General features: G+C 60.4%; 23 protein-coding genes. 7 read left to right on the top strand and 16 right to left on the bottom strand.

Features of this window, described 5'->3' with window-relative positions:
* Positions 1–7: 7 nt before the first annotated feature.
* The 6 genes from JYU29_RS15955 to JYU29_RS15930 all read right to left on the bottom strand — a co-directional run bounded on the left by JYU29_RS15955 (position 8) and on the right by JYU29_RS15930 (position 7,483).
* Positions 8–1,657: an acyl-CoA synthetase gene (locus JYU29_RS15955; protein WP_213985833.1), complete on the bottom strand. Its 1,650-nt coding sequence runs from the start codon at positions 1,655–1,657 to the stop codon at positions 8–10.
* Complete coding sequence (locus JYU29_RS15950; protein WP_213985832.1) at positions 1,654–2,826, bottom strand: acetyl-CoA acetyltransferase; 1,173 nt, start codon at positions 2,824–2,826, stop codon at positions 1,654–1,656. Before JYU29_RS15950 ends, JYU29_RS15955 begins: the two co-directional genes overlap by 4 nt.
* Complete coding sequence (locus tag JYU29_RS15945; RefSeq protein WP_250157514.1) at positions 2,823–3,683, bottom strand: IclR family transcriptional regulator; 861 nt, start codon at positions 3,681–3,683, stop codon at positions 2,823–2,825. The genes JYU29_RS15950 and JYU29_RS15945 overlap by 4 nt, the downstream gene beginning before the upstream one ends.
* Positions 3,680–4,483 (bottom strand): SDR family NAD(P)-dependent oxidoreductase, encoded by an 804-nt coding sequence (locus JYU29_RS15940; RefSeq protein WP_213985831.1) that lies wholly within the window; start codon positions 4,481–4,483, stop codon positions 3,680–3,682. Before JYU29_RS15940 ends, JYU29_RS15945 begins: the two co-directional genes overlap by 4 nt.
* 64 nt (positions 4,484–4,547) lie before the next feature.
* Positions 4,548–5,558, bottom strand: a complete 1,011-nt coding sequence (locus JYU29_RS15935; RefSeq protein WP_213985830.1) for a TRAP transporter substrate-binding protein — start codon at positions 5,556–5,558, stop codon at positions 4,548–4,550.
* 53 nt (positions 5,559–5,611) lie between these two features.
* On the bottom strand, positions 5,612–7,483 hold the full coding sequence (locus JYU29_RS15930; protein ID WP_431192872.1) for a TRAP transporter large permease subunit: 1,872 nt from the start codon (positions 7,481–7,483) through the stop codon (positions 5,612–5,614).
* Positions 7,484–7,908: 425 nt separating this feature from the next.
* Between JYU29_RS15930 and JYU29_RS15925 the strand changes: the two genes are divergently transcribed.
* Genes JYU29_RS15925 through JYU29_RS15900 form a run of 6 tightly spaced genes read left to right on the top strand, consistent with a single transcriptional unit; the run spans position 7,909 to position 15,118 of the window.
* Positions 7,909–8,895, top strand: a complete 987-nt coding sequence (locus JYU29_RS15925; protein WP_213985828.1) for a BMP family protein — start codon at positions 7,909–7,911, stop codon at positions 8,893–8,895.
* A gap of 12 nt (positions 8,896–8,907) precedes the next feature.
* Positions 8,908–10,305 (top strand): amidase, encoded by a 1,398-nt coding sequence (locus tag JYU29_RS15920; protein WP_213985827.1) that lies wholly within the window; start codon positions 8,908–8,910, stop codon positions 10,303–10,305.
* 6 nt (positions 10,306–10,311) lie between these two features.
* Entirely contained in the window at positions 10,312–11,832 is a 1,521-nt protein-coding gene (locus JYU29_RS15915) for an ABC transporter ATP-binding protein (RefSeq protein ID WP_213985826.1), read from the top strand.
* The gene (locus tag JYU29_RS15910; protein ID WP_213985825.1) at positions 11,822–12,871 is read left to right on the top strand and encodes an ABC transporter permease; all 1,050 of its coding nucleotides are present in this window, start codon (positions 11,822–11,824) and stop codon (positions 12,869–12,871) included. The genes JYU29_RS15915 and JYU29_RS15910 overlap by 11 nt, the downstream gene beginning before the upstream one ends.
* The gene (locus tag JYU29_RS15905) at positions 12,868–13,812 is read left to right on the top strand and encodes an ABC transporter permease (protein WP_213985824.1); all 945 of its coding nucleotides are present in this window, start codon (positions 12,868–12,870) and stop codon (positions 13,810–13,812) included. Before JYU29_RS15910 ends, JYU29_RS15905 begins: the two co-directional genes overlap by 4 nt.
* A 16-nt stretch (positions 13,813–13,828) precedes the next feature.
* Entirely contained in the window at positions 13,829–15,118 is a 1,290-nt protein-coding gene (locus JYU29_RS15900) for an amidohydrolase family protein (RefSeq protein ID WP_213985823.1), read from the top strand.
* Positions 15,119–15,182: 64 nt separating this feature from the next.
* Here JYU29_RS15900 and JYU29_RS15895 read toward each other — a convergent pair whose 3' ends face one another.
* From JYU29_RS15895 to JYU29_RS15880, 4 genes are all read right to left on the bottom strand, one after another.
* The gene (locus JYU29_RS15895; RefSeq protein ID WP_213985822.1) at positions 15,183–16,280 is read right to left on the bottom strand and encodes an alpha-hydroxy acid oxidase; all 1,098 of its coding nucleotides are present in this window, start codon (positions 16,278–16,280) and stop codon (positions 15,183–15,185) included.
* A gap of 27 nt (positions 16,281–16,307) precedes the next feature.
* Positions 16,308–16,658 (bottom strand): RidA family protein, encoded by a 351-nt coding sequence (locus tag JYU29_RS15890; RefSeq protein ID WP_213985821.1) that lies wholly within the window; start codon positions 16,656–16,658, stop codon positions 16,308–16,310.
* 85 nt (positions 16,659–16,743) lie between these two features.
* Entirely contained in the window at positions 16,744–17,853 is a 1,110-nt protein-coding gene (locus JYU29_RS15885) for an NAD(P)/FAD-dependent oxidoreductase (protein ID WP_213985820.1), read from the bottom strand.
* A 72-nt stretch (positions 17,854–17,925) separates the two neighbouring features.
* Positions 17,926–19,527 carry an ABC transporter substrate-binding protein gene (locus tag JYU29_RS15880; protein WP_213985819.1) on the bottom strand — a complete coding sequence of 534 codons (1,602 nt, stop codon included), beginning with the start codon at positions 19,525–19,527 and terminating at the stop codon, positions 17,926–17,928.
* A gap of 139 nt (positions 19,528–19,666) precedes the next feature.
* On the opposite strand from JYU29_RS15880, the gene JYU29_RS15875 reads away from it, so the two are divergent.
* The gene (locus JYU29_RS15875) at positions 19,667–20,572 is read left to right on the top strand and encodes a LysR substrate-binding domain-containing protein (RefSeq protein WP_213985818.1); all 906 of its coding nucleotides are present in this window, start codon (positions 19,667–19,669) and stop codon (positions 20,570–20,572) included.
* On the opposite strand, the gene JYU29_RS15870 is transcribed toward JYU29_RS15875, so the two are convergent.
* The 6 genes from JYU29_RS15870 to JYU29_RS15845 all read right to left on the bottom strand — a co-directional run bounded on the left by JYU29_RS15870 (position 20,569) and on the right by JYU29_RS15845 (position 26,120).
* A complete protein-coding gene (locus tag JYU29_RS15870) occupies positions 20,569–21,807 on the bottom strand; it encodes an NAD(P)/FAD-dependent oxidoreductase (protein ID WP_213985817.1) in 1,239 nt (412 codons plus the stop codon). The two genes, JYU29_RS15875 and JYU29_RS15870, sit on opposite strands and share 4 nt — an antisense overlap.
* A gap of 123 nt (positions 21,808–21,930) precedes the next feature.
* Complete coding sequence (locus tag JYU29_RS15865; RefSeq protein WP_213985816.1) at positions 21,931–22,662, bottom strand: SDR family NAD(P)-dependent oxidoreductase; 732 nt, start codon at positions 22,660–22,662, stop codon at positions 21,931–21,933.
* 11 nt (positions 22,663–22,673) lie between these two features.
* Positions 22,674–23,402, bottom strand: coding sequence for an NAD(P)H-dependent oxidoreductase (locus tag JYU29_RS15860; RefSeq protein WP_213985815.1), 729 nt, complete (start codon positions 23,400–23,402; stop codon positions 22,674–22,676).
* The gene (gene kce, locus JYU29_RS15855) at positions 23,402–24,334 is read right to left on the bottom strand and encodes a 3,5-dioxohexanoate:acetyl-CoA acetone transferase (RefSeq protein WP_213985814.1); all 933 of its coding nucleotides are present in this window, start codon (positions 24,332–24,334) and stop codon (positions 23,402–23,404) included. The genes JYU29_RS15860 and kce overlap by 1 nt, the downstream gene beginning before the upstream one ends.
* A 29-nt stretch (positions 24,335–24,363) precedes the next feature.
* Complete coding sequence (locus JYU29_RS15850) at positions 24,364–25,308, bottom strand: DUF6282 family protein (RefSeq protein ID WP_250157513.1); 945 nt, start codon at positions 25,306–25,308, stop codon at positions 24,364–24,366.
* Positions 25,309–25,331: 23 nt separating this feature from the next.
* The gene (locus tag JYU29_RS15845; RefSeq protein ID WP_213985813.1) at positions 25,332–26,120 is read right to left on the bottom strand and encodes an HpcH/HpaI aldolase family protein; all 789 of its coding nucleotides are present in this window, start codon (positions 26,118–26,120) and stop codon (positions 25,332–25,334) included.

Genomic DNA, 26,120 nt, shown 5'->3' with positions numbered 1-26,120 from the left:
CTCCTCCTCAGGCGCTCAGCCGCTGCGGCGCGTCACTGAGATCACCGCGCTTATCCAGCTCCTCGCGGATCAGCTTCTTGGCAATCTTGCCGTAAGCAGACTTGGGCATCACGTCCCAGAACACGTAGCGCTTCGGCAGCTTGTAGCGAGCGACCTTGCCGTCGAGCCAAGCAGCCAACTCGCCCGCTTCGACTCGCTCGCCCGCACGCGGCACGCAAACGGCAACACCCACCTCACCCCAGACCGGATCGGGCACACCAAGGATCGCGACTTCCGAGATTGCGGGATGCTGCAGCAGCTTTTCCTCGACCTCTCGCGGATACACATTGGACCCGCCGGAGATATACATGTCGGACGCCCGACCCGTGATGTATACGAAGCCCTGCTCGTCCATGTGGCCGAGATCGCCAGTACGGAACCAGCCATTGCGGAAGCTTTTCGCGTTGGCTTCCGGGTTCTGGTAGTAGCCGGCAAAGACGGCCGGCCCCATGGCGCAGATTTCGCCGGTCTCGCCCGGCGCGACCTCGTTGCCCTGATCATCCTGGATTTCGACCTGCATGCCCGTTCGCTCGAAACCACAGGTTCCGATCCGCGCATGAGGGCCGTCTTCCGCGCTGTGCATGGCTGGCGGCAGCACCGTGATGTTGCCGGTGACCTCGCCAAGGCCGAAATATTGCACCAGCACCTTGCCGAGCTTGTTGAGCGCTCGTTTCTGGTCCTCGCGATACATCGGCGCGCCGGCATAGATGACGTAGCGCAGAGAGGAATGATCGTAGCGATCGACTGCCGGATCCTCGACCAGCATCTTGACGATGGTGGGAACGGTGAAGAGGTTCGTCACCTTCCATTCTTCCACCAGCCGCCACATGCCGTCGATATCGAACTTCTCCGTCGGCAGAAGGATCGTGGTGCAGCCATGTGCGACCTGGCAAAGCTGGTGAACGCCGGCGCCGTGCGACAGTGGTGCAACCACGATCGAACGATCTTCATGCGTCGTACCGGGAAAAAGATCGCCGTGATGGTTGTTGATGACGAAGGCCATTTGGCCATGCGTCAGCACGGCCGCCTTCGGACGACCCGTCGTACCAGACGTATAGAAGTACCAGCAGGGATCGTCACGATCGACTGCGACAGCCTTTACCGTTTGGCCGAGATTGCGTGCGACGATCGCATCATAATCCTCTCCGAAGGCAGCCTCACCGATAGCAATGAATTGCTTCAAGGCTGCGCTGGTGGTGCGTGAGGCCTCGGCATGCCCGGCAAAACCTGCCTGACAGATCATCAGAGAAGCGCCCGATGATTGTGCGAGAAAGGCGACTTCTTCCGGTGTCTGGCGGAAGTTGGTTGGCACCCAAACGGCGCCAACCCTGAAGGCCGCAAACATGGATTCGAACATCTGGTTGCAGTTCGAAGACTGCACCAGAATGCGGTCCCCTTTCTGCACGCCGAACTCATGCACAAGGGCACAAGCCATGGCATTGACGCGTTCTTCCATTTCTCGCCAAGACCATTGTTGGTCAGCCCAGACAAAGCCGATGCCGTCGGTCAAACGCCGGGCCTGCTGGCTGAGGAAGGTGGCGAGGTTCATCACACGGGTCGTGCAGGGCGTCACGCCACCCATCGGATCATCCGCATGCTTTTCGTCCGGAACGCTCATTTCACGCGCTCCAGGATGGAAACGAAGTTGGACACCGCGGCACCGCCCATGTTGAAGACACCGGCGAGCTTGGCGTCCGGTACCTGAATGCCGCCCGCCTCGTTCATGAGCTGCATGGCCGCCATGACATGCATGGAAACGCCCGTCGCGCCGATCGGATGGCCCTTCGACTTCAAGCCTCCAGAGGGGTTGACCGGCAGACGTCCACCCTTGGCCGTCGTTCCGTCGCGCACGACCTTGTAGCCCTCGCCCTGCGGCGCCAGACCCATCGCCTCGTATTCGATGAGTTCTGCGATGGTGAAGCAGTCATGCGTTTCAACAAAGGAAAGATCGTCCAGCGTCACCCCGCCTTGCTCCAGCGCCTTGCGCCATGCCGCACGTGGCCCATCAAAGGCCAGCACGTCGCGGCGGCGGCTGAGCGCAAACACGTCGTTCACATTGGCTCGCGCTCTGAAGCCGATGGCGCGGTTCAGGTTTGCTGCCGTTTCTTCATCCGCGAGGACAAGCGCTACGGCGCCGTCGGAAACAAGTGAGCAGTCGGTGCGCCGCAGCGGTCCCGCCACACGCGGGTTCTTTTCCGAAACCTGGTTGCAGAAGTCGAAGCCGAAATCCTTGCGCATATGAGCCAAGGGATTGTTGACGCCGTTGGCGTGGTTCTTGGCGGCGATCATCGCCAGCTCTTCCGAGCGGTCGCCATAGCGCTGGAAATAATTCTGGGCGATGCGGCCGAACACGCCGGCAAAGCCGCCTTCGACGTCGGCTTCTTCCTTGCGGTAACTGCCGCCAAGCAAAATGTCGCTGACGCGCTCTGTCGGCACAGCTGTCATCTTTTCCGCGCCGACCACCAACGCCATGCGGCCACGTCCGGACTCGATGAAGTCCATGGCCGTGTAGATAGCGGAAGAGCCGGTCGAGCAGGCATTTTCGAGCCGGACGGACGGTACGGCGGCAAGGCTGCCTTCCACCATGCCGACAAGCGCACCTTGGAATTCCTGCTTGGAGAAACCGCCGTTGAGAACACCGACGAAGATGCCATCGACATCCTCCGCGCCGACGCCTGCATGTTCAAGGGCAGGTGCCACTACCGAGGCCATGAGCGCTTCGGTGTCGGGATACTCGGTTTTGCCGAATTGAGAATGGGACCAGCCCACGATCTGTGCCTTGCTCATAGCGATATCCTTCTCCCTGTAAATGGTGATGCAGGTGCGGGGCGCGACCTCACGCGTTTGTCTGCGTGCTCGCGGTCGATCATGCGCGCAAGCTTGCATTCGATGCGCGCCGCTTCCTCGCGCAGGGTTGCCGCCAGTTCGCTTTGTCTCGGTTCCTGAACGCGGCTGTCGATCGCCGCCAAACTGATTGCCCCGGCCAAACGGCCATCGGGCAGGGTCAGGGCAACGCCGATGCCCCAGGAGTTCCCGAAGATCATACCGGGATTGACGGCATAGCCCTTCATGCGTGTACGGGTGAGTGCCGCTCGGATGTCGGAGATCGGCACCTCGGCAAAGTCGGTGGCGAGCGTCTCCGCATTACGCTCCATCACCTCTTCGATTTCGGCATCGTCGAGCATTGCCAACATCGCCAGCGAACCGGCGCCGATGCCCAGGGGATGCTCGAACCCTTTCTGCAACGCGTGGGTGCGGATCGGATAGGTGCCCTCTTCGCGGTGCAGGCAGATCGAATGCGTGTCACGGCGGATGGACAGAAAGCTGGCATCACCCGTTTGCCGGGAAATTCGGATCAGGCTTTCCATCGACATTTCCAGTAGGCCGAAGCGCGGCGCGGCAAAGGAGCCAAGCACATAGGCTTCCTCACCGAGATAATAGCGGCGCTCCACTGCGTCCTGATCAATCATCTTGGCGCGCATCAAGGCGAGCAGCAGGCGCCGCGTGGTTGCCTTGTTGAAGCCGCTGCGAGTGACGATCTCGTTGAGCGACATGCCATCTTCGGAGCTTCGCCCGACAAGCGACAGCAGCTTCAGCGCCCGGTCGACGCTCTGGGAACCCGTGATGTCTCCCGCTTCGCTCAATGGGGCACCGGAACCGTACAGCTCTGTCCGCCATCCACTGGCAAACAAACGCCGTTGATGAACTTCGCTTCGTCGGAGGCGAGGAACAGCGCAGCATGCGCGATATCCCAGGCATCCCCCATCTTGCCGCCCGGCAGTGCAGCATTGCGTGCCGCGACCATTTCCTCGGTCGACGCATATTGCGACGAGATCTGTTTGTAGATCAACGGCGTGTCGATGAGGCCAGGCACAACACAGTTGGCGCGAATGCCCTGGTCGGCATACTGGATGGCAATCGCCACCGTCGCCTGATTCACCGCAGCCTTGGTGGCGTAGTAGGCAAAATAGGGATAGCCGGTCCAGCGCATGGCCGCGAGCGACGAAATATTGACGATCGCCCCGCCACCGCCTTCCAGCATCTGCGGGATCACAGCCTTTGCCGTGCGATAAACCGAGCCGAGGTTAAGATCGACAGCCTGTTGGAAGCGCATTTCGTCGAGTTCAACAGGGCCGGCCATGTGGGTCACGCCGACATTGTTGTGCAGCACAGTGATAACGCCGAATGCATCTCGCGTTTGTTCCACAGCCGCCTCGATGGAAGCGAGCTTGGTCACATCGGCGGCGATCGCAACGGCGCGGCCGCCTTCATTCTTGATGATCTCGGCTGTTTCTTCCGCTGCCCTTGCATCAAGATCGATACAGGCCACGGCTGCACCTTCGCGCGCATAAAGCACTGCAGCGGCCTTGCCGTTGCCCCAGCCTGTCCCCGCGGATCCAGCACCGAACACGATGGCGGTCTTGTTCTTCAAGCGGTCTGCCACTTGGTCCTCATTTCCAGTGATTGGCCGCCGCGCAATCGAAACGGCGGCCAATAGCAATCAGTGATCAGGTCAGGCTGGTGCCAACGGCCTTTTCGAGGATGGCCCACGCTTCATCGCCGAACTTGCCCTTCCACTCCCCGTAGAAGCCGGCCTGCTTGAGCTTGTCGCGGAAAGCAGCCTTGTCCGGATCGGTGAAGGCCATGCCCTGCTTCGTAAGCTCTTCGCGCACGGTGTCGTTCAGCTTGGCCGTATCGGCGCGCTGCTCATCCGCCTTGCCGTTGAGGTTTTTGGCGACGATCTCGCGCAGTTCCTCCGGCAGGGCCTCCCACGAGCGCTTGTTGGCCAGGAACCAGAACCCATCCCACATGTGGTTGGTCATCGCGCAATGCTTCTGCACTTCATAAAGCTTGGCAGTCGATGCGATGGCGAGCGGATTTTCCTGGCCATCCACCGTACCGGTCGACAGCGCGGTATAAACCTCCGCGAAGTTGATCGTGGTTGGAGCAGCCCCGAAGGCGGTGAACATGGACTGCCACAGCGGGCTCGGTGGAACGCGGATCTTGAAGCCGCTCAGATCCTCCGGCGTGTTGATCACCTTGGATGAGCTCGTGATCTGACGGAATCCGTTGTCCCAGATCTTTTCCATGGGCACGAGGCCCTTCTTCTCGATCTCGCCACGTGCATAAGCGCCGAGCTCGCCATCCATCGCCTTCCAGACGCTTGCATAGTCCGGGAAAGCAAACCCGATGCCGGAGATGGCTGCGTTCGGCACCAACGTCGATAGGATCAACGGCGACAGCGAGAAGAACTCGGTTGCGCCGGAGCGCAGCTGGGTCAGCGTTTCCGTATCGTTGCCAAGCTGGCTCGACGGGAAAACGTTGATCTGCAGACGTCCGCCGCTTTCTTCCAGGATCTTGTCCGTGGCTTCCTTCAAGCGGATGTTGAGCGGATGTGTGGTCTGCAGATTATTGGCAAACTTGTAGGTGAACTCAGCGGCGTTTGCGCGGGTATGGAATGCGGCGCCCAATGCGAGCGTTCCCGTTCCCAAAAGCATGGTGCGGCGGTTGATGATCATGTCGTTCAGTCTCCTCCTTGATTGAACACAGCAAATCCGGGAACACGCCGCCCTTAAAGGAAGGCGAGCGAGAACCAGGGAACAGCGGCAATAGCGAACAGGCCCAGGATCAGCGCGCCGATGTAGGGCCAGATCGCACCCATGGCTTCGTCCGGCGAAACATTGCCGACCTTGCAGGCGATGTAGAAGCCGACCCCGATTGGCGGCGCCATGAGGCCGATATTCATCGCGGTGACGATCACCATGGAATAATGGATGTCATTGATGCCCATCGCGCGCGCGATCGGGAACATGATCGGTGCAAGCAGCACGATCGCCGGCAGACCTTCGAGCACGCAGCCAAGCAGCATAAAAAGCGCAATCGATAGAAGCATGAAGGTAAACCAGCCACCTGGCAGGTCGCTCAAGGCATCGCGAAGATGAAAGGCGAAACCTGTCTGCGTTAGCGCCCATGCCATGGCTGCCGCAGTGCCCAGGATTAACAGGATCGCGCCCGACATGGCGGCGGTTTCCACCAGCATGCCATAGATGCGCCGCGGCGAGATCCCGCCATAAAGCACCATGCCAATAACGAAAGCGTACAACACCGCAATCGTTGACACTTCGGTTGCCGTAGCGGCACCGCTGGCTACAGCGCTGCGAATGATGAAAGGGAGAACGAGGGCCGGCAGAGCAAGCAGCGCGATCTTGACGATCGTCTTCAGCGAAGCGCGCTTAATGCCCTCCATGCTTTCATGTCGCGCCTTGAAGCGGGCGAGAATGGCCAGGGCAATCAAGAGCACCATGGCAATGGCAAAGCCGCTGGTGAACAGCGCCGCGATCGACACGCCAGCCACCGAGCCCAGCACGATGAGAACGATTGAGGGCGGCACGGTGTCGGCCATAGCTGCACCGGTAGCCAAGAGCGCGATCATCTCGCTCGGCTTATGACCGCGCCGCTTCATTTCCGGAAACAAGGCCGGCGCCACGGTGGCCATATCGGAAACCTTGGAACCGGAAATACCCGAAACAAGGAACAGTGATCCGAGCAGCACATAAGACATGCCGGCTTTGACATGGCCGAGCAGCGACGCCAGGAAGTCGACGATCGCCTTGCCCATGCCGGTCGCATCCAAAATGCAGCCAAGCAGCACGAACACCGGCACCGAAAGCAGGATGAGGCTCGACATGCCTTCATCGATCCGGCTCACCATCACAACCAGCGGCATGGTGGTCGTGAACGACAGGAACAGCAGCGTCGCCACGCCAAAACAGAAGGCGATTGGCACGCCAAGTGCCAAGCAGATCGCGGCGCCGCCAACGAGAAAGATCAGGATGTTGGCGTCGCCAAGACCTTTCAAGGTGGGCGACAGGAACCAAAGTGCGGCCCAGATAGCGACGACGATTGCAGCCGACGCCAGAACATCAACCAGCCGCGACATGCGGAATAAACGCACCACGAGAAGGCCGAGCATCAGAACCATGCCGACGGCAATGGCAGAAACCCGGTAGCCGACAGGAATATTGAGAGCGGACGACGTGATGTCCATCTCGCCCACGGCATATTCGTAGGCATGCGGCAGGAGCACGATCAGGAATGCCGCCATCAGCACCACGCCGAACGTCTCAACAAAATCTCGCCGGCGCTCGCCCATGCGCGACAGGAATAGGGTTAGGCGCAGATGCTCGCTGCGATCCACCGCAATTGCGGTGCCGAACATCGCCAACCAAAGAAACGCAATGGAGGATGCTTCATCAACCCAGACGATCGGTTGGTTGAAGAAGTAGCGCGACACGACCCCGGTCAGAAGCATGCCGATGATCGCGATCAACAACACCGCAGTAATTGCCTCGATCGGCCGCATAAAGGCCGAGCCGGGCGTAGCGTCCAGCGTCTCGGACGGAACGGTAAATTCGTCCGTGGCCGGAACTGCGGCTGTGGTCATGGTCATCCTCCCTGACGTCTGTCGGCAGAGATCGCGCCTGCAAAGGCTCTTCGATCTCAGCCGCTCCTCCCAGTGCGACATCGTCCTGACTTGAGCCGTCCTCACAGCTAAAACCAGTCCAGAATACAGATCGCCTCTTCAGACAAGTTGCAAGTGGATATGGCAGGTGATTGTTTTTGCTAGCGTAATCCAGCTAGCATACGATCCATAATATGGACCTTAGAAAAAATTCATCATCCTTGATTGCTGGTTCTTTCCAGCGCGAGAGGCATACTGGCTCAGCGAATCGGTTCAACCTGCTGACAGGAAGATTGCCGGTGGGGCAAAACAGCTGTGGTTTGCTCAATTGCTGAGCATCTGCCATCCTTGACTTCATTATAGGCTCTGACTATCGATCTCAGCAGATGCCAAACTGGGGTAAGATCATGACCAGCAAGATCCTTTTGTCGCGACGCGGGCTGCTTGCCTCTGGCCTTGCGCTCGGTGCATCCGCCTGGATTCCGTCAGCTCGTGCAGCCGCACCGATCAAGGTTGCCGGTATTCATGGTTCGCCGGTGGAGAACGCCTGGAATTCCGTGCTGCACAAGGCTCTCCAGGATGCCGCGGCAGAAGGCGCAATTGAATATGTCTTCTCGGAAGGCGTGTCGGGGCCGGATTATCCCCGAGCCATGCGTGAATATGCCGAGCAGGGCGCAAAGCTCATCATCGGCGAAACATTCCCGGTCGAACGGCAGGCCCGTGAGGTGGCCGGCGATTACCCCGAAACGTCTTTCGTGATGGGTTCGAGCGGCAAGGAAGCTGGCGACAATTTCGGCGTGTTCGGAACCTGGAACTTCGACGGCGCCTATCTGGCAGGCATGCTGGCTGGAAAGATGACGAAGTCCAACATCGTTGGCTCCGTGGGTGCAATGCCGATCCCGGAAGTGAACATGCTGATCAATGCCTTTGGTGAAGGCGTCAAGTCCGTGAACCCGGATGCCAAGCATCTCGTCACGTTCATCGGCACCTTCTTCGATCCGCCCAAGGCACGCGAAGCCGGTCTGGCTCAGATCGAAGCCGGTGCGGACATTCTGTTCGGCGAACGCATCGGCACGGCTGATGCTGCCAAGGAGCGTGGCATCAAGGCTGTCGGCTCACTGATCGACTACACACCGCGCTATCCGGACACGGTGTTCGCCAACGCACTGTGGGGCTTCCGCCCGATCTTGAATGCCGCCATCGCAGACGCTGCTGCCGGCAAGCCGGTTGGTCGTGACTACACCGCTTATGGTCTGATGAAGGAAGGCGGCAGTGATATTGCCTTCGTGAAGGGTGTAGCGCCGGCAGAAGCCGAAGCGGCCATGGAAGCCAAGCGCGCCGAGATCAAGGCAGGCATGTTCGAAGTGCCAAGGATCATGGAAGAGCCAAAGTAACCAGCTTTTCCAATGAAGGACGATGCCACGTCATTGGCTGAGGCGATCCGCGAGGGTCGCCTCAGTGCCGTCGAAGCCATGCATGCTGCGCTCGCCGCAGCTGAGCGACAGTCCGATCTCGGCGCTATAGCCTATCTCGACCGCGAGATGGGGCTAGAAGAAGCTCGTACAGCTGACGCACTGCTTGCCAAGCAATCTATTGTGGACAGCCCTTTCCTCGGCGTGCCGAGTTTGGCCAAGGATCTCGGCGGACCGTTTGCTCGCCTCCCCGTTGCAGCGGGATCCGACATGCTCGACAGGCACTCGGCACAGCCCGACTCGGATCTCGCCGCACGTGTCCGTAGCGCAGGTCTCTGCTTCTTCGGGCTGACAACGGTGCCGGAACTCGGCCTGTCGCTATCCAGCGAACCCGCTGTCGGACCGCAAAGTCGCAATCCGCTTGATCCATCACTGTCATCTGGCGGTTCTTCGGGCGGAGCGGCAGCCGCAGTCTGCGCCGGCATCGTTGCCATCGCGCATGCCACCGACGCGGGCGGTTCGATCCGGGTGCCTGCTGCCTGTTGCGGCTTGGTCGGGCTCAAGACAACGCGCGGCGCGGTCCCAGGTGGGCCGAGCTTCAGCAACCATCTCGGCGGCATCGTCAGCGAGCTTGCTCTTTGCCGCTCGGTTCGCGATCTCGCCACCATATTCCACTTCGCCAGCGGTGAAGCGCGCGGACCCTACGCCGATCCACATCTGCATGCGGCACGACCCGGCGCCCTTCGCATTGGCGTGCTCTCAAACTTTGGAGCAGCCTTCACTCTCGATCCTGTGCGTGCTGCTGCGGTTGAAGCTGCGGCAACGGCGCTCGAAGCAGACGGGCACACGCTCGTTCCGATCGCCTGGAGCAAATTCGATCATGCCGTTGCCGCGAGTGGCACGGCGCTGGGCGATATTATCGCCGTCAACCTCGCCAACTACGTCGATGCGGCAGAGCTTGACGCTGGAAAAGCCGAACGCCTCACGCTTGCCTTCATCCGCAAGGGCCAGACGCTGACCGGTCAGGCTCTATGGACCTCACTCGACGCCGGCATTCATGCCAGCCGCGCGCTTTGGGACCTCTTTGACGATGTCGATTGCATTCTCACGCCGATGCTGTCGAGCGCACCGCTCCCTCTGGGTTCCTTTCCCTTCGACCATGATGATGTCGACCTCCAGATCCAACGTATGACGGAGTTCGCGCCTCTCGCTGCGCTGGCCAACATCACGGGTTTCCCGGCCATAACCTTGCCTTTCGGGGCTGACGCGAGCGGCCTGCCGCTTCCCGTTCAGATCATGGCGCCGATGGGTCATGACGAGCTCCTGCTTGCGCTCGGGCAGCGCCTGGAGCAAGAGGAACGCTGGCAGCACCGCTTCCCCGTGGCGAATTGAAAACGCATGAGCAAACCGGTTCTTGAAATCGTCGGCGTCAGCAAGCGGTTTGGCACGACTGTTGCTAACGACAAGATTTCGTTGTCGCTTGCGCAAGGCGAGATCATTGCGCTGTTGGGCGAGAACGGTGCTGGCAAGACTACGCTGATGAGCATCCTGTTCGGCCATTACGTGGCCGATGAAGGGCAAATTCTGGTTGATGGCCAGGAGCTGCCCCAAGGCAAGCCCCGTGCTGCGATCCGTGCCGGCATTGGCATGGTTCATCAGCATTTCGCGCTGGCACCCAATCTCACCGTGCTCGAGAATGTCATCACCGGCACGCAAAGCCTCTGGTCTCCCAAGCTGCGTCGCAGCGATGCCCGCACCAAGCTTCTGACGATCTCCGAGCGCTTTGGCCTGAAGGTTGATCCAGACGCCCGGCTCGGCGATCTGTCCGTCGGGGAACAACAGCGCGTGGAAATCCTCAAGGCGCTCTATAACGAAGCCCGTATTCTGGTTTTTGACGAACCAACGGCCGTTTTGACGCAAACGGAATCCGAGCGCCTCTTCGCGACACTGAAAGACATGGCCGCACAAGGCCTATCGCTCATCTTCATTTCTCATAAGCTCGACGAAGTCATGTCAGCGGCAGACCGCGTTATCGTGTTGCGCGGTGGCCGGCATGTGGCCGAACGCAGGACGTCTGAGACCAGCAAGGCCGAGCTCGCTGAACTGATGGTCGGACGCACGGTGACCAGGCCGGTGCGCGAACCATCAACGCCCGGCGACGTGGTGCTGGAAGCCGCCGCCGTGACGATCCGATCCGACGGCATCGACCGGCTGAAGGCTGTCGATTTCCGCCTCCATGCCGGTGAAGTGCTGGGCATCATCGGCGTTTCCGGCAACGGCCAGCATGTGCTTGCGCAGCTTCTGTCCGGCACGCGATCCAAAACGGCAGGCGACCTGCTGCTTTATGGCAAAGCGGTCGACAAACTCTCTGTGGCCGATGTGGTTTCAGCCGGCATCGGCCGCATTCCGGAAGATCGCAACAAGGAAGGCGCCATCGGCGAAATGGCGATCTGGGAAAATGCCATCCTCGAACGGGTCAAAGCCTTCTCACGCGGTGGTTTGGTCGACCGCAAGGCTGCTGTCGCCTTTACCCAGACCATCATAGATCGCTTCGATGTGCGCGGCGGAAGCCCAACGAGCCGCATTCGGCTTCTGTCCGGCGGCAACATGCAAAAACTGATCTTTGGACGCAACCTGATCAACCGTCAGCGCATCCTGCTCGCCGCCCAACCGGCGCGGGGTCTCGACGAAGGCGCTGTGGCAGCTGTTCACGAGCGCATTCTGGAAGCCAAACGTCAAGGCACGGCCGTGCTTCTGATTTCTGAGGATCTGGACGAGGTCATGGCCCTCGCCGACCGCATTCAGGCGATCGTCGGCGGCAGGCTCTCGCCTGCGATTTCTGCCGAAGAGGCTTCTGCCCGCAAGCTCGGGCTCATGATGGCAGGCGAGTGGACGAGCGAGGTGCCGCATGCGGTTTGAGCGGCGTGAACACCGGTCGATCGCGCTTGTGATCGCCACGCCCCTGATTGCGATCGGGGCAGCACTCGCTTTGGCGGGAGTTCTGACCGCCGTTGCAGGCGCTCCGGTTCTGGAAGCCTATTGGTTGATCCTGAAGAGCGCCTTCGGTTCGCGTCTCTCCGCAACGGAAACGTTGACCCGGGCCACACCCTTGATCCTGACCGGCCTGGCAGCGGCAGTGGCGTTCCGTGCTCGTCTCTGGAACATCGGGGCGGAAGGCCAGCTCTACCTCGGTGCCATCACCGTTGCCTGGGCGAGCTCGCAGTTCCTGGGCGATTTGCCTGGATTGGTGCAGATCCCCTTGCTGCTTCTTCTGGGCGCCTTAGCCGGCATGACCCTTCTGCTGGTGCCACTCTGGATGCGGCTACGATTTACTGTCGATGAGGTGGTCACGACCCTTCTCCTCAACTTCGTTGCGGTGCTGCTCGTGTCGATGCTGATCGACACTGTGCTCAAGGATCCGATGGCGTTCGGCTGGCCGCAGTCGCAACCCGTAGCCGACGCCGCGATGCTGCCGAAACTCCTGGCTCGCTCGCGCCTTCACCTCGGCTTGGGCATCGCCGTTGTTTTGGCCATCGTGCTCGCCTTTGTTCAATCACGGACCGTCTTCGGCATGCAATCGCGTGCGGCTGGCCTGAACCCCGAAGGTGCCGTCTTCGCTGGCGTGCCGCTCAAGGGCACCCTCGTCATCGTAGCCTGCATATCAGGCGGTCTTGCCGGGCTTGCCGGTGCCGTCGAGGTCATGGGCGTGCAAGGTTATGTCACGACGGAACTGTCACCTGGCTTCGGATACTCAGGCATCGTTGTCGCCATGCTGGCGAACCTCAATCCGCTCGGCGTCGTGCTGGCAGCCTTGTTCACGGCCACGATGTTCGTCGGCGCGGATGGCATGAGCCGCAGCCTTGGAATTCCCAGCTATATTGCCGATGTGATCGTGGCACTGTCATTGCTGACCATGCTTGTGGCCGTGTTCTTCACCCAATACAGGATCCGCCGATGAGCGCCGCTTTCGACATCATCGCATCCGCGGGTCTCTGGGCTGCCGTCCTGCGCATCGCAACACCGCTGATCCTCGGCACACTTGGGGCGCTTCTGTGCGAACGCGCCGGCGTGCTCAATCTCGGCATCGAAGGCATCATGACCTTTGGCGCGATGATCGGCTGGTTGACCGTTTATAATGGCGCAGATCTCTGGATCGGCTTTCTCGTGGCAGCCGTGGCCGGCGGATTGTTCGGCCTGCTGCACTCCCTGCTGACTGTCACCCTCGGCCTGTCCCAGCATGTCTCAGGACTGGGCGTCACCCTGTTTGCTTCCTCGTTCAGCTATTATGTCTTTCGGCTAGCCGTGCCTGTCGCCGGCACCCCGCCCACGATTACGCCCTTTCAGCCAATTGCCATCCCCGGTCTCAGCGACCTCCCCTTCTTCGGTCCGGCTTTCTTTTCCCAGACAACGCCGACTTACCTAGCAATCCTGCTTGCCCTCGTGCTTGCTTACGTCATCTTCCGCACGCCCTTGGGGCTTGCCATTCGCATGACCGGCGAAAACCCGCATGCGGCCGAAGCGCAAGGCATCAATCCGATGGTCGTGCGCTATGGCGCCGTGATCATCGGCAGCGCGCTTATGGGCATGGCCGGCGCGTTTCTCACGCTTGCCGCCTTCAACAGCTTCTTCCCCACGATGGTGCAGGGACGCGGCTGGATCTGCATTGCGCTCGTTGTTTTCGCATCGTGGCGGCCCGTGCGAGCCCTTCTCGGAGGGCTGCTGTTTGCCTTCTTCGATGGCTTCCAGCTACGCCTGCAGACCGTGCTCGGCGGAGCCGTTCCTTATCAGCTGTTCCTGATGATCCCTTATATCCTGTCTATCGTGGCGCTCGCACTGATGGCCAGGCGCGCCCGCGTTCCGCAGGCGCTGATGCAACCCTATCGGCGCGGCGAGCGCTGATGGCCAGGAGATACCCATGTTCGACTTGATCATCCGCAATGCCAATCTGCCGGATGGCCGCCAAGGCATCGACATAGGCTTGGCCGGCGGCAAGATCACCGCGATCGAGACAAACCTGCCGGCGTCGGGCGGTCAGGAAATCGATGCGACCGGCAGGCTGGTCAGCCCGCCTTTGTGCGATCCACACTTCCATATGGATGCGACGCTCTCCCTTGGTCTGCCGCGTATGAACACCTCCGGCACCCTGCTGGAGGGTATTGCTCTTTGGGGCGAGTTGCGACCGCAGCTCACCAAGGAAGCCCTCGTGGAACGAGCGCTGCGTTATTGCGATCTTGCCGTCAGCCAGGGCCTGCTGTTTATCCGCAGCCATGTCGACACCTCGGATCCCCGTTTGTTGACGGCCGAAGCGATGATCGAGGTCCGCGAGCGTGTCGCGCCTTACATCACGCTGCAGCTCGTCGCCTTTCCACAAGACGGCTATTACCGCGCGCCTGAGGGCGAAAAGTCCCTTGAGCGCGCGTTGGACATGGGGCTCGACATCGTCGGCGGCATTCCGCACTTCGAGCGCACCATGGACGAAGGTCGCCAGTCGCTTGAGGCACTGTGCCGAATCGCGGCCGATCGTGGTCTGCCGGTCGACATCCATTGCGATGAAACCGACGACCCGATGTCGCGCCACATCGAAGCGCTATCCGCCGAAACGGTGCGCCACGGATTGCAGGGACGCGTGGCGGGCTCACACCTCACATCCATGCATTCCATGGACAACTACTACGTCTCAAAGCTCATACCCCTGATGGCGGAAGCCGAGATCAACGTGATCTCGAACCCCTTGATCAACATCATGCTGCAGGGCCGTCACGACACATACCCGAAGCGTCGTGGGATGACGCGGGTGCCTGAACTGATGCAAGCCGGGCTCAATGTCTCGCTCGGCCAGGATTGCACGATGGATCCCTGGTACTCGATGGGCTCGGGCGACATGCTGGAAGTCGGCCACATGGCCATCCATGTCGCGCAAATGGGTGGCATAGAAGACAAGAAGAAGATCTTCGACGCGCTTACGGTCAACTCGGCCAAGACGATGGGCCTGGAAGGTTACGGGCTAGAGGTTGGCTGCAATGCGGATCTCATCATCCTGCAGGCTGCCGATGTCATCGAAGCGTTGCGCCTGAAACCCACTCGTCTCGCCGTCATCAAAGGTGGCAAGGTCATCTCGAAGAGCGCACCGCGCATCGGCGAGCTCTTCCTTGATGGACGCCCCACCAGCATTGATCCGGGTCGGGACTATCTTCCCGCAAGCTGAAAGCAAAGGCGCCTCAAGTTGCCTCAGCACACCGGTGCGAGAGGATCTTCGACCGGCGGGCGATCTAGCGCTGAACCAGCACGTCCCGGTTGAGTTCAGCCGGCGACGAGCAGCCGAGATGCCCGAGCGTGGTCCAGAACTCGCGCTTTAGCAGTTCCAGCGTGCGGCGCACGCCATGTTCGCCATCGGCAGCTAAGCCAAGGGCGATCAAGCGGCCGAGGGCGACCGCATTCGCGCCAAGGGCCAGAGCGGTCGCGATATCGCTGCCGCGACGGATGCCGGAATCCAGGATGATCGGCATGTCGGGTCCGGCAGCTTCTCGCACAGCCGGGAGAATGTCGATTGTGGTCGGCGTTCGATCGATCGTGCGCGCGCCATAGTTCGAGACATAAAGCGCGACGGCACCGGCATCGATCGAAGCCTTGGCATCGCGCACGCTCATCACGCCCTTCACGATACAAGGCAGCGGCGATTTGGCGATGACGCGCGCTGCCTGTTCCCAGGTCCAGCGCGGTTGCGTGAACTCGAGAAGTTCGCGCAGCATGGCTGGGTCCGACTTGCCTTCGCCGAAGTTCGAGGGTGCTTTTTCGCCGCGCACGCTGAAGCGGTCTTCCATCATGCGCTCGCGCCATTGCCGGATTGGCGAATAGGTGACGCAGATGTATCGGTAGCCGGCATCCTTGGCGCGCGCGATCATGTCGAGCACCGCACCTTCATCACCGGCAAAGGTCATCTGAAAGACGGAAGCAACCGACGAAGCCGCCGCCACTTCTTCGAAGGAATGGAAGGCCGCAACCGGCACCATCTGGCTGATGCCCACAGCCTCCGCCGCACGGCCGATCGCCAGATGCGCATCGGGATGGAACACAGATTCCCCGCCGCCAAAGGGTGCGGTGAAGGCGGGGAAGCTGAGATCGAGGTCTAGAACGCGCGTTTCCGTACGCGGATTGCTGACGCCGGTGAACAGCGGCGCCTCGAACAGGTAGCGATCGAATGCGTCCGTGTTTTCGCGCAAGGTGACTTCGTCACCGGTGCCACACCATAGGTAGTTCCAATGAACGTCCGAAAGATGCCGGCGGGCATCGGCATGAATGCCTTTCAGCGTGACGTATTTGTCGGACGTCACGTAGCGATCGTCCATGTGGTTCGGCTGCCTGGTCATGCGCGCTCCTCCCTCGATCTGTCGGGTTTAGTCCTTGGCGGCGATCACAACGATCTCGATCAGCCGCTTGGGATCACCTAGGTCAGCACCGCCGATCGTGGCGCGCGACGGAAAGTCGGCTTCATCGAGCCATTCCATCCAGACCTCGTTCATGTCTTCCTTGCGCGACATGTCGCTGAGATAGATGCGCGCGGACAGGAGCTTGGTCTTGTCGGAGCCGAGCTCCTTCAGAAGCGCCTCAATCTTGGCGCAGGTTTCGCGCGTCTGCTCTTTCATGCTGCCGTTGAGATCGGAAGCGGCGTGGCCCGCGAGATAAAGCACGCCATTGTGCTCGACGGCGCCGTAAAGGGTGCGAGCCTTGCGATGACGGGTAATCATGGATGTTTCCTTCTTGTTCGATTGCAGGGAGACGCTCGCCGGCACTGGGTTCGTGCCGGCTCGAGCGTTAGTGATGGGTCTGCGATCAGGCACGGCCTTGCGGCGCGTAGGCGACAAGCGAAGCTGACACGTTTTTGCCGGCAACCAGATCGGCAAGGCACTTGCCGGCGAACGGACCAACGGTCAGGCCGGAAGCTCCTAGACCATTTCCGATCGTCAGGCCTTGAATGCCTGGAACGCGGCCCAGTATCGGGCGCATGGTGGGCGCCGCCGGCCGGAAGCCGATGCGGGTTTCGATATGGGTTGCAGTGGCGAGACCCGGTGCGATCTTGAGACCGGCCGACAGAACCTCATGCTCGCCGGCGGCTGTAACTCGGTAATCGAAGCCGGAATTATCTTCGCGTGTCGCCCCGATCACTACGCGGGAGTCGTCAAAGGACAGCATGTAGTGGCTGCCCATCGGCAGGACGACAGGCCATTTGGCTGTCGCCACGCCGGGCAGCGACAGATGCACAATCTGCCCTTTCTGCGGCTGCACTGGGTGGTGGAGTCCGAGCGGCTGCAGAATGCGCGAAGCCCAGGCGCCGGCCGTTACGATGATCTCGTCGGCTTCGATTGTTTCGCCGCTGCTGCCGATACAGACTGGCTTATCGCCTCTCACGGCAAGCGTGACATTGTCTCGCCGGTAGCTAGCGCCCATCGACACGGCTGCACGCAGCATGGCGGCCGCCAGCAGGCGAGCATCGACACGCGCGGCACCGGATATGTGGATTGCCGGCATGTCTTCACGCAGGGGCGGAAACAGCTTGCGCGCTTCTTTTGGGGTCAGTTTAGAGATTATGCCGGCTTCGGGAACGTCCTTGGTGCGACGCAAAACGCGTTCTTCCGCAGCGATGAACTCGGCTTCCTCCTCAGCCACAACGAGGGCGCCGACCTTACCGTAACCCATGTTGGTTTCGCCACGGTCCTTCAGGCCCTCGATCAGAGTCTCGTAATACCGCGCGCCGGCCGCATACATATCATACCATTGTGGCTCGTCAGCCTTGGTTGCCCAGGGACAAACAATACCTGCACCGGCCAGCGTCGCCTTACCCTGATGTTCCTCATCGACGATCTCGACCTCAGCGCCTAGTTGCGCGAGATGATAGGCCGTGCTGGCACCGAGCATTCCAGCACCGATAATCAGAACGCGCATGCGCATCCCTTTCTTCTTCTGCTGCTTCGGCGTGATGATCGCGCCGAAGCCCTGTTTGATGGATGATCTGTTTTACTCGACACTCACGCCCGAAAACCGGTTCGCGCCAAAGATGGCCGGTACGAAGCCCTTCACCGACTTGTTCACGGCTGTGATCGTGTCTGCACCGCCAAGGATCACGGCCGGCACTTCTGCGTGGAAGACATCCTGCGCCTGCTTGTAAAGGTTTTCGCGCTCGGCTTGGTCGGTGATCTCACCGGCTTGTTTCATCAGCGCGTTGAATGCGTTGTTGCACCAAGCGCCAATGTTGGACGGGCTCGGCTTACCGGTGGAATCGCAGGTGAAGTAGTTGTTCGGTATCTGGCTTGGATCGGGAAAGTCATAGATACCGCCGAACATGCCGACCTGCGCCTCGCCCTGGCGCGAGCGGGTGATGTATTCCGACCATTCATAAGAGACGATCTCGGCCTTCACGCCGATCGCGGCCCAATCCGCCTGAATGAACTCCGCCGCGCGGCGGCCATGTGGCATGTACGGGCGCGCCACCGGGACAGCCCAAAGTTGCGTGGAGAAGCCGTCGGCATAACCGGCTTCAGTCAGCAGCTTCTTGGCAAGTTCCGGATCATAATCGTAGGCGCCGAGATCGGCCGTACCCCAAAGTGCCGGCGGCACAAGCGAGCCCGTCACCTTGCCTTTGCCGTCATAAACAACATCGACCAGAGGCTTCATGTTGATGGCATGTGCAAGGGCTTCGCGGACCTTTTTGTCCTGAAACTCTTTTTGCTTGAAGTTGAAGGTGATGAAGCCGGTAGATGCAACGGGCGTTGGAACGGCATCCAGCGTTTCGCTGTCTTTGATTTGCCTGAGATCGGTGAGGTTCGGGTAAAGCGCAATCTGGCATTCGCCCGCAAGAGCACGTTGCAGCCGCACGGAGGCATCGGCGCTGATCGCCATGACGATCGCATCAACCTTCGGCGTCCGCGCTGCATCGCCGATCGCCGCGCCCCAAGTTTCTGGGAAAGCGGCCAAACGTACGGCAGCGTCCTGCTGATATGCCTGCAGCTGGAATGGACCGGTACCGATCGGCACGCGATCGAACTGATCCTGCGCTCCAGCCTTCAAAAGCGTGTCGGCATATTCAGCGGACGTGATCGCAATCGACTGGTGCGCCATGATGCCGATAAAGGGTGCGAGCGGCGCGTCGAGCGTGAAGGCAACAGTCTGGTCGTCGATCTTCTCTACCTTTTCCAACACATCGGAAAGCTTGGTGTTGAAGGTCACGAACGTGCCGCCGCCAATTTTTGCATAGGGATGATCGTCGTTCATCATGCGTTCGAATGTGAATACGACATCGTCGGCATTGAAGTCGCGACTTGGCGTGAACTGGTCGTTGGCCTGCCACTTCACACCATGGCGAAGCTTGAATGTGTAGGTCTTGCCGTCTTGCGAAACGCTCCAGCTTTCCGCCAGCGCCGGCTGGATCTCCGACGTGCCAGCTTTTACCGAAACCAGATTGTCATAGATCTGCCCGAGCACCGTCAGCGTCGTGCCGTTGCTCGACAGCTGCGGATTGAAGATCTCCGGCGCGCCTTCCAGGCACACGGACAGGTTGGCGGAATAGGCCGGCGCTGACATCAGCAGCGCAGCGGTGCAAAGGCCAAAAACGGATCGCATCGGCAGGTTCCCTTGATCGATCCCGCGCTCCCCGTGAGGCGCAGGTTAGATGCGTAAGGAAAATCTCTGGGGTATGATTGTCAAATAGCTTTCTTTCCCATCAATATAACCAAAGCTCATATAGGAGGGATCAGGCGTCGTGAACGTACGGCAACTCGAAGCTTTTCAGGCCACCATTGAAACCGGGTCCGTGTCTCGTGCCGCACAACGCCTGAACGTCAGCCAACCAGCTGTCAGCAAGCTTCTGCGTGCCTTCTCGGAAAGTTGTGGGTTCCCGCTGTTCATACGCAGTGGCGGGCGCTTGGTGCCGACACAGGAAGCCCGTCAGCTCGCTGGAGAAGTCGACCGTATGTTTTCCGGTACGGAGCGCGTCGCGCGTCTCGCCAAGGCCTTGAAGAACCGCGAATGGGGTGAGGTCAGTATCGCTGCGCCCGCAGCACTTGCCACACGCTACCTCGCGCATGCCCTGTCACCGTTCCTCAAATCCCAGCCGGACCTCCATTTCACGCTCAAGAGCCATCACTCGCCACGCATTGCCGAGCTGGTTGCTGCCCAGCAGATCGATATCGGGCTCTCCGTTGTGCCGTTCGAGCATCCCCAAGTCGATACCGAACTCATCATGTCCTTCGACATGGTTTGCATACTGCCAACGGGACATCCCCTGGCGCGCAAAAACGCCGTCAGCTTCGAGGACCTTCGCAACGAACCCTTCATTTCACTGGCGCGCGATGACTGCTCGCTAATGACCATCGACAGCGCATTTCGGGCGCACGGCGTTCAGAAGCGCACGACGATCGAGGTGCCGCTATCGGAAACGATCTGCGGCTTCGTCGCCAACGGTGTCGGCATTTCTGTCGTGCCACCATTCGTCGGTCTCGATTATCGAGAAAGCCAGCTGGTGCGCCGCCCTCTCCTACCCGCAACGCCCATGCAGGTATGGATGCTGACGCCCAACGCCCGCCCGCCCTCGCTAGCCGCCCAGAAGCTTGCTGACTTGATCCGTCAGGCCTTGGGTGCGTTTGACCAACGATGTACCGTAAACTAGACGGATGATCTGCCACCCCGCAGCACATAATCCTTCAGCGTGAAGCCGGGGCTGGCGATTTCGTCGGCGCTTGGACGAGCCAAGGGTGAGCCGAACAGCTTGCGCGCGGCCATGTGGTTGCCGGCATGGTTAGCCGTTTCCACCGCTGCCAGTTGGCCGCCGCGGAAAGCGAACACCAACAGGCCCTTGTCGTCGCGCTGTTCCACGAAGGTGTCGCTGCCTATGCTGAGACCAGCGATCTGCAGCTTCAGCGATCCCTGATCCGACCAGAACCACGGAACGGCATCATAAGCGATGCGCTGCTTGCTGGTGATGAACGCTGCCAGCGCGCGGGCCTGGTCCGTCGCATTCTGCACCGACTCCAATCGCAGGCGTGAAGCCAGCGCCTTGTCCGGAAAATTGGCGCAATCGCCGATCGCAAAGATATTGGGGTCGGCGGTTGCCAGATGCTCGTCGACCACGATGCCGTTCTCAACGGCAAGACCTGCGTCGCGAGCCAGTTGATCGTTTGGAATGACGCCGATGCCGGCGACGACGAGATCGCTTTCGAGCCGGTCCCCATGGGTGGTCACGACATGGGTTACATGCCCGTCCTTGCCCTCCAGATGCGCGATGCCGGTTTCCAAAAGAAACTGCACGCCGCTTTGCTCATGCGCTTCCTGAAAATACGCCGACATAGCCGGGCTGACAGCGCGCGCCATGATGCGCGGCGCAAGATCGATGACCTTGACGTTCAACCCGAAATGCCTCGCGCCGGCGGCGAACTCGAGGCCGATGAAGCCTGCGCCGATCACAAGCGGCTGGTGCTTCTCACCCGCCAAAGCCTGCTTCAGCCGGTCGGCGTCGGCACGCGTAGCCAGCCCATGCACGCCATCCAGAGTTCCGCCTTCCACCGGCAGCTCGCGCCGTCGCGCACCTGTTGCGAGCACCAGCATGTCATAGGCGATGGGTTGTTGCCCCTCGACATGAACGCGCTGAGCCTGCCGGTCGATGCTCGTTGCCGTTCCGTCGATCCGCTCGATGTTCTGTTCGTCAAAGAAGCTGTCCGGCCGGAATGTCAGCCCCTCGGCATCGACCTTGCCCATAAGATAGGCTTTCGACAGCGGCGGCCGCTGATAAGGCGCTCCGCCTTCGTCGCCGATCAGCACGACGCGGCCGCTGAAGCCGCTCTGCCGCAGAAGATGCGCAAGGTTGAAGCCAGCATGGCCGGCACCGATGATCACGATGGAAGTCATAAGGCGAACGCACCTCGAAGAACGAAGATCAACCCGATCAGGAGTTCTCAGCGTTCATAAGGCACGCCTGAAGGTCAAGCAACGCGCTGTTACAGAGCTTCGTTTGCTCGTTTAACTTACCCCTCAAGTCAGCCCGCCATCCGCAAGAATCGTGCGGCCGGTGATCCAGCGTGCATCATCAGACGCCAGAAAGGCTATGATGCCGGCGATATCGCTTGGCTGTCCGATGCGGCCGAGCGGCGTCGAGGCCCGGATCTGCTCACCACGCTCGGCGATAATCTTCGTGGTCATGTCCGTTTCGATTACACCCGGTGCGACCGCGTTTATCGTTATGCCGCGCGGGCCGAGCTCCCTGGCAAAGCCATGCACCATCGCCTGAACGGCAGCCTTGGATGCCGCATAGACCGTGCTGGTCGGGATCGGGCTGTATGCCAAGCGTGACGACACCTGGATGATACGCCCACCGTCTTGCATCACGGCCGCCGCAGCCTTGGTCAGCATGATTGCGCCAATGACATTGGTATCGAACATCGCTCGGATGTAAGCTTCGTCCAGGCTATCCAGCGCGCGATAAGGTCCGATGCCTGCGGTGTTAACGAGAACATCGAGCCGCCCAAAGCGCTGTATCGTCTCGTCCACCATACGCACCGGATCACCGTCACAGCCCACATCTCCCTGAACGGCACATGCTCGGCATCCTGCAGCCTCGATGTCGCGCACGATCGTCTCGGCCTCTGATGCCGAGTTCCGGTAACCGACCGCAACCGCCATTCCGTCCGCAGCCAGCCTGCGCGCAACTGCCGTGCCGATGCCGCGAGAGCCGCCGGCGACAAGCGCGACTTTCCCAGTGTCCATAATACCCTCTCCTATCGCTGTTGCTTCCAGGCGCCGTCCGGTACGAGGTTGAGTGGATTGGTAATCGTGAGGCTGCGATCGACCGGCTTGGCGGCGGCGGCAAGCACGCGCTCCTCCAACTGATTAAGGTAGGTTTGCCGTCCTGCATGGTCGGTGCGCGGAGCACCGTAGGCGACGAACGGCTCTTCAAGTTCGTAGCCCATATATTCGAGGCCAAGATGCTGAAGCTGCCAAAGTACCTGGCTTTGGAGATCACCGTAGGCAGCGCCTGCGCCGAAGCGCGCCGTGGTTCCGCCTGAGGTCATCGATACCATCGCCCGCCTGCCACGGAACACGCCGGTATCGTAGCGCAACCCATCGGCATAACCGAAGCCATAGGCCAACACGCGCTCGCCCCAGCCCTTGATGATCGCCGGCGGTCCACCCCACCAGAGCGGAAACTGGAAGATTACGAGGTCAGCGTCTGCGACACGTTTCTGTTCGCGCGTTATATCCGGTGCGAAGGTGCCATGCCTCGCAGCATGGGCTTGCTCAGTCTGGTAATGGAAAACGGTGGGATCGGCCACACTGGTGAAGTCGTGTCGTCCAGCCAGGGGATTGAACCCCTCGGCGTAGAGATCCGACACAACCACCTCATGCCCCGCCCGCTCCAGCGCTGTTCGCGCGCGATCGCGCAGCGAGGCGTTGAAGGACGCGGGCTCGGGATGGGCGTATACGATAAGGACGTTCTTGCCCGCCACTAGAACGCCACCCGATCCGCGCCCTTGAGTTGCAGGATCTCGCGCGCTTCATCAGGCGTGGCGATGGACAGCCCCAGCCCTTCGATGACGCCGCGAATTTTTGTGACCTGTTCGGCATTGGTCTTCGCCAATTGGCCGGGCCCAATCCATAACGAGTCTTCTAGACCCACCCGCACATTGCCCCCGATCGCCATTGCTTGTGCTGCAATCCGCATCTGGTTCGAGCCAGCGCCCAGCACCGACCAGGAATACTGGTCTCCAAACAGCCGGTCGGCCGTTCGTTTCATATGCATGACGTCTTCTGAATGCTGGCCGATACCGCCCAGGATGCCGAACACGCTTTGCACGAAGAAGGGCGGCTTGACGATGCCGCGATCCACGAAATGCGCCAGGGTGTAAAGATGGCCGATGTCGTAGCATTCCACCTCGAACCGCGTACCGTTCTCCGCGCAGGTGGTCAGGATGTTCTCTATATCAGCAAAGGTGTTCTTGAAGATGCGGTTGCGCGAGCCTTCGAGATAGTCACGCTCCCACTCGTGCTTGAACTCCTTGTAGCGGTTCAGCATGGGATAAAGGCCGAAATTCATCGAGCCCATGTTGAGCGAAGCCACTTCCGGCTTGAAGGTCGAGACGGGCCGCAGCCGCTCCTCGATCGTCATGGTCGCCGCCCCGCCCGTGGTGATGTTCACCACGCAGTCGGAACGCTGCTTGATCACCTTCAGGAACGGCTCGAAAGCTTCCGGGGACTGGTCGGCCGAACCGTCACGCGGGTTGCGTGCATGCAGATGCACGATTGCCGCACCGGCCTCTGCGGCTCCTATAGCAGCATCCGCGATCTCCTCTGCCGTCACCGGCAGATGCGGCGACATCGACGGCGTGTGGATCGAGCCCGTCACCGCGCAGGTGATGATCACTTTGCGAGCAGCAGCCATTTGTTTTCCTCCGCTTGGTTCGGTTTTGGTCAGGCTGCGAGATTAATCAGGCCGCTGGCATTGGTCGAAATGATCTTCTTGATGTCGGCTTTGTCGACCTTGTGGTCGAGCAGGTCGGACACGATCATCCGGTAGCCATCAACCGGCTTTGGAGCCTGCGTCAGACCGAGATCCGAGCCCAGCACTGTGCGGTCGGCACCGGCCACTTCCATCATGTGGATGAGGTCTGTTGTCTCGTGCTGCTTGGCGCGGCCCGGAATGAACATGCAGATCGAATGCTCCATGTAAGCACCCAATCCCACTAGCCCGCGAATATCTTCGTCGGAACAGCCGATGATATAAGAGGGATGGTTCACAAGCATCTTCTTGACGCCGCGGTTCTTCGCTTCCTCGAACAGCACGAACAGCTCCGACACATGCAGATGGCCGCCGGCCAGAATGATGTCGCCTTCCGCGATCAGGTCGCAGATCTGCTTGGCCTCGTCGATCAGCCTGCCGTTGACGTCGAGAACAGTGAGTGGGATGGGCGCAAGCATTGGCTTGGCGGTTTTGGGGAAGCTCTTTGAGGCGTAAGCTTCGATATGGTTCTTCGCTGCAAAGGTTGGGAACCAGACGATCTTGCCACCGAGTTTTATATTGTGGTCGACAGCATGCGGGTTGATGCCGCCCGACGCGTTGTTCAACGCCACGCCCGAATACAGCTCGACCTTTGAATGCGGGTAAATGTCCTTCAGCACCGCGCAATGTGGCATGCCGACATAGTAATGGTCCTTGTAAAGCAGCGCCTTGAACCCAGCGTCCTCCGCCATCTGGAAGGCTTCGCGATGACCAAGTATGCGCGGCATCGCCGCAGGGCCGGAATGGCAGTGCAGATCAACCGCATCAACCAGAAGCTCGGCCACTTCGGCCTCGCGCTCCGGCGTCATTTCGGGAAGCGGAACGATGAGGGGGAAATCAGTGTTGGTGTCGGCCATTGTTCGTCTCCTCTAAGGCTCGATCAGGCGCTCTTCACGCCCACGGCAGAAATTTCGGATAGGGCTTTTGACGCCGCTTGGCGCAGAAACCCCTGGTCCGACGCGACGATGAAGGTGGTTGCGCCCATGGCGTTGAAGCGCTTGGCGTCGTCAGCATTAGCCACCATCATGGCGACTGGCTTGTTGACCTTCTTTGCCGCAGCGATGATTGTCTCGCAGGCGCTCATGATCTCTGGCGCATCCATGGCCGGCGCCCCGAGTGCCACCGTCAGGTCACCCCGGCCAATGAAGACGCCATCCAAGCCATCGGTGCCCACGATCGCGTCAATCTCGTCCAGCGCTTCCGGGTCCTCGATCATCGCGACAAAGGTCACCGCCGCGTCCTGAGCATCCACATGCGGCCACACGCCAACCGCGCCGAAGTCGCCTGCCCGCGTCGTATTCGAGAAACCGCGCCGGCCACCTCGAAACCGACAGGCCTGCACGATCTCCGTGGCCTTGGCTGCGGAACTCACATGCGGCACCAGCACGCCAGTTGCACCATCATCCAGCACAGCAAGAATTTTGGACGGCGTCGGCTCGGCCACCCGCACGATCCCGGCTGTGCCTGAAGCACGCGCGGCTAGGAGCCCTGCGTCGATCGTGCCGCGATCCCATGGGGCATGCTCCTCGTCGATCACAACAAAGTCGAAGCCGAGATTGCCGAGGATTTCGATTGGATGGCTGGTCGGCGTTTTTACAAAGGTCCCGACAAGCGTTTCGCCTGCCATGAAGCGCTGGCGAAACGATGAGCGCGTTGTGTCATAAGCCAT

Origin of the sequence: Tianweitania aestuarii (assembly GCF_018457165.1) — a bacterium.
GTDB lineage: Bacteria > Pseudomonadota > Alphaproteobacteria > Rhizobiales > Rhizobiaceae > Tianweitania > Tianweitania aestuarii.
The sequence above is the reverse complement of the archived record's forward strand: the minus strand, read 5'-3'. Positions and strand labels throughout refer to the sequence as shown.

What these genes read in the sequence shown, in the direction of transcription:
- JYU29_RS15955 (WP_213985833.1), bottom strand. Translation starts at nt 1,657, where the DNA reads ATGAGCGTTCCGGACGAAAAGCATGCGGATGATCCGATGGGTGGCGTG.
- JYU29_RS15950 (WP_213985832.1), bottom strand. Translation starts at nt 2,826, where the DNA reads ATGAGCAAGGCACAGATCGTGGGCTGGTCCCATTCTCAATTCGGCAAA.
- JYU29_RS15935 (WP_213985830.1), bottom strand. Translation starts at nt 5,558, where the DNA reads ATGATCATCAACCGCCGCACCATGCTTTTGGGAACGGGAACGCTCGCA.
- JYU29_RS15930 (WP_431192872.1), bottom strand. Translation starts at nt 7,483, where the DNA reads ATGACCACAGCCGCAGTTCCGGCCACGGACGAATTTACCGTTCCGTCC.
- JYU29_RS15925 (WP_213985828.1), top strand. Translation starts at nt 7,909, where the DNA reads ATGACCAGCAAGATCCTTTTGTCGCGACGCGGGCTGCTTGCCTCTGGC.
- JYU29_RS15920 (WP_213985827.1), top strand. Translation starts at nt 8,908, where the DNA reads ATGAAGGACGATGCCACGTCATTGGCTGAGGCGATCCGCGAGGGTCGC.
- JYU29_RS15915 (WP_213985826.1), top strand. Translation starts at nt 10,312, where the DNA reads ATGAGCAAACCGGTTCTTGAAATCGTCGGCGTCAGCAAGCGGTTTGGC.
- JYU29_RS15910 (WP_213985825.1), top strand. Translation starts at nt 11,822, where the DNA reads ATGCGGTTTGAGCGGCGTGAACACCGGTCGATCGCGCTTGTGATCGCC.
- JYU29_RS15905 (WP_213985824.1), top strand. Translation starts at nt 12,868, where the DNA reads ATGAGCGCCGCTTTCGACATCATCGCATCCGCGGGTCTCTGGGCTGCC.
- JYU29_RS15900 (WP_213985823.1), top strand. Translation starts at nt 13,829, where the DNA reads ATGTTCGACTTGATCATCCGCAATGCCAATCTGCCGGATGGCCGCCAA.
- JYU29_RS15895 (WP_213985822.1), bottom strand. Translation starts at nt 16,280, where the DNA reads ATGACCAGGCAGCCGAACCACATGGACGATCGCTACGTGACGTCCGAC.
- JYU29_RS15890 (WP_213985821.1), bottom strand. Translation starts at nt 16,658, where the DNA reads ATGATTACCCGTCATCGCAAGGCTCGCACCCTTTACGGCGCCGTCGAG.
- JYU29_RS15885 (WP_213985820.1), bottom strand. Translation starts at nt 17,853, where the DNA reads ATGCGCGTTCTGATTATCGGTGCTGGAATGCTCGGTGCCAGCACGGCC.
- JYU29_RS15880 (WP_213985819.1), bottom strand. Translation starts at nt 19,527, where the DNA reads ATGCGATCCGTTTTTGGCCTTTGCACCGCTGCGCTGCTGATGTCAGCG.
- JYU29_RS15870 (WP_213985817.1), bottom strand. Translation starts at nt 21,807, where the DNA reads ATGACTTCCATCGTGATCATCGGTGCCGGCCATGCTGGCTTCAACCTT.
- JYU29_RS15865 (WP_213985816.1), bottom strand. Translation starts at nt 22,662, where the DNA reads ATGGACACTGGGAAAGTCGCGCTTGTCGCCGGCGGCTCTCGCGGCATC.
- kce (WP_213985814.1), bottom strand. Translation starts at nt 24,334, where the DNA reads ATGGCTGCTGCTCGCAAAGTGATCATCACCTGCGCGGTGACGGGCTCG.
- JYU29_RS15850 (WP_250157513.1), bottom strand. Translation starts at nt 25,308, where the DNA reads ATGGCCGACACCAACACTGATTTCCCCCTCATCGTTCCGCTTCCCGAA.
- JYU29_RS15845 (WP_213985813.1), bottom strand. Translation starts at nt 26,120, where the DNA reads ATGGCTTATGACACAACGCGCTCATCGTTTCGCCAGCGCTTCATGGCA.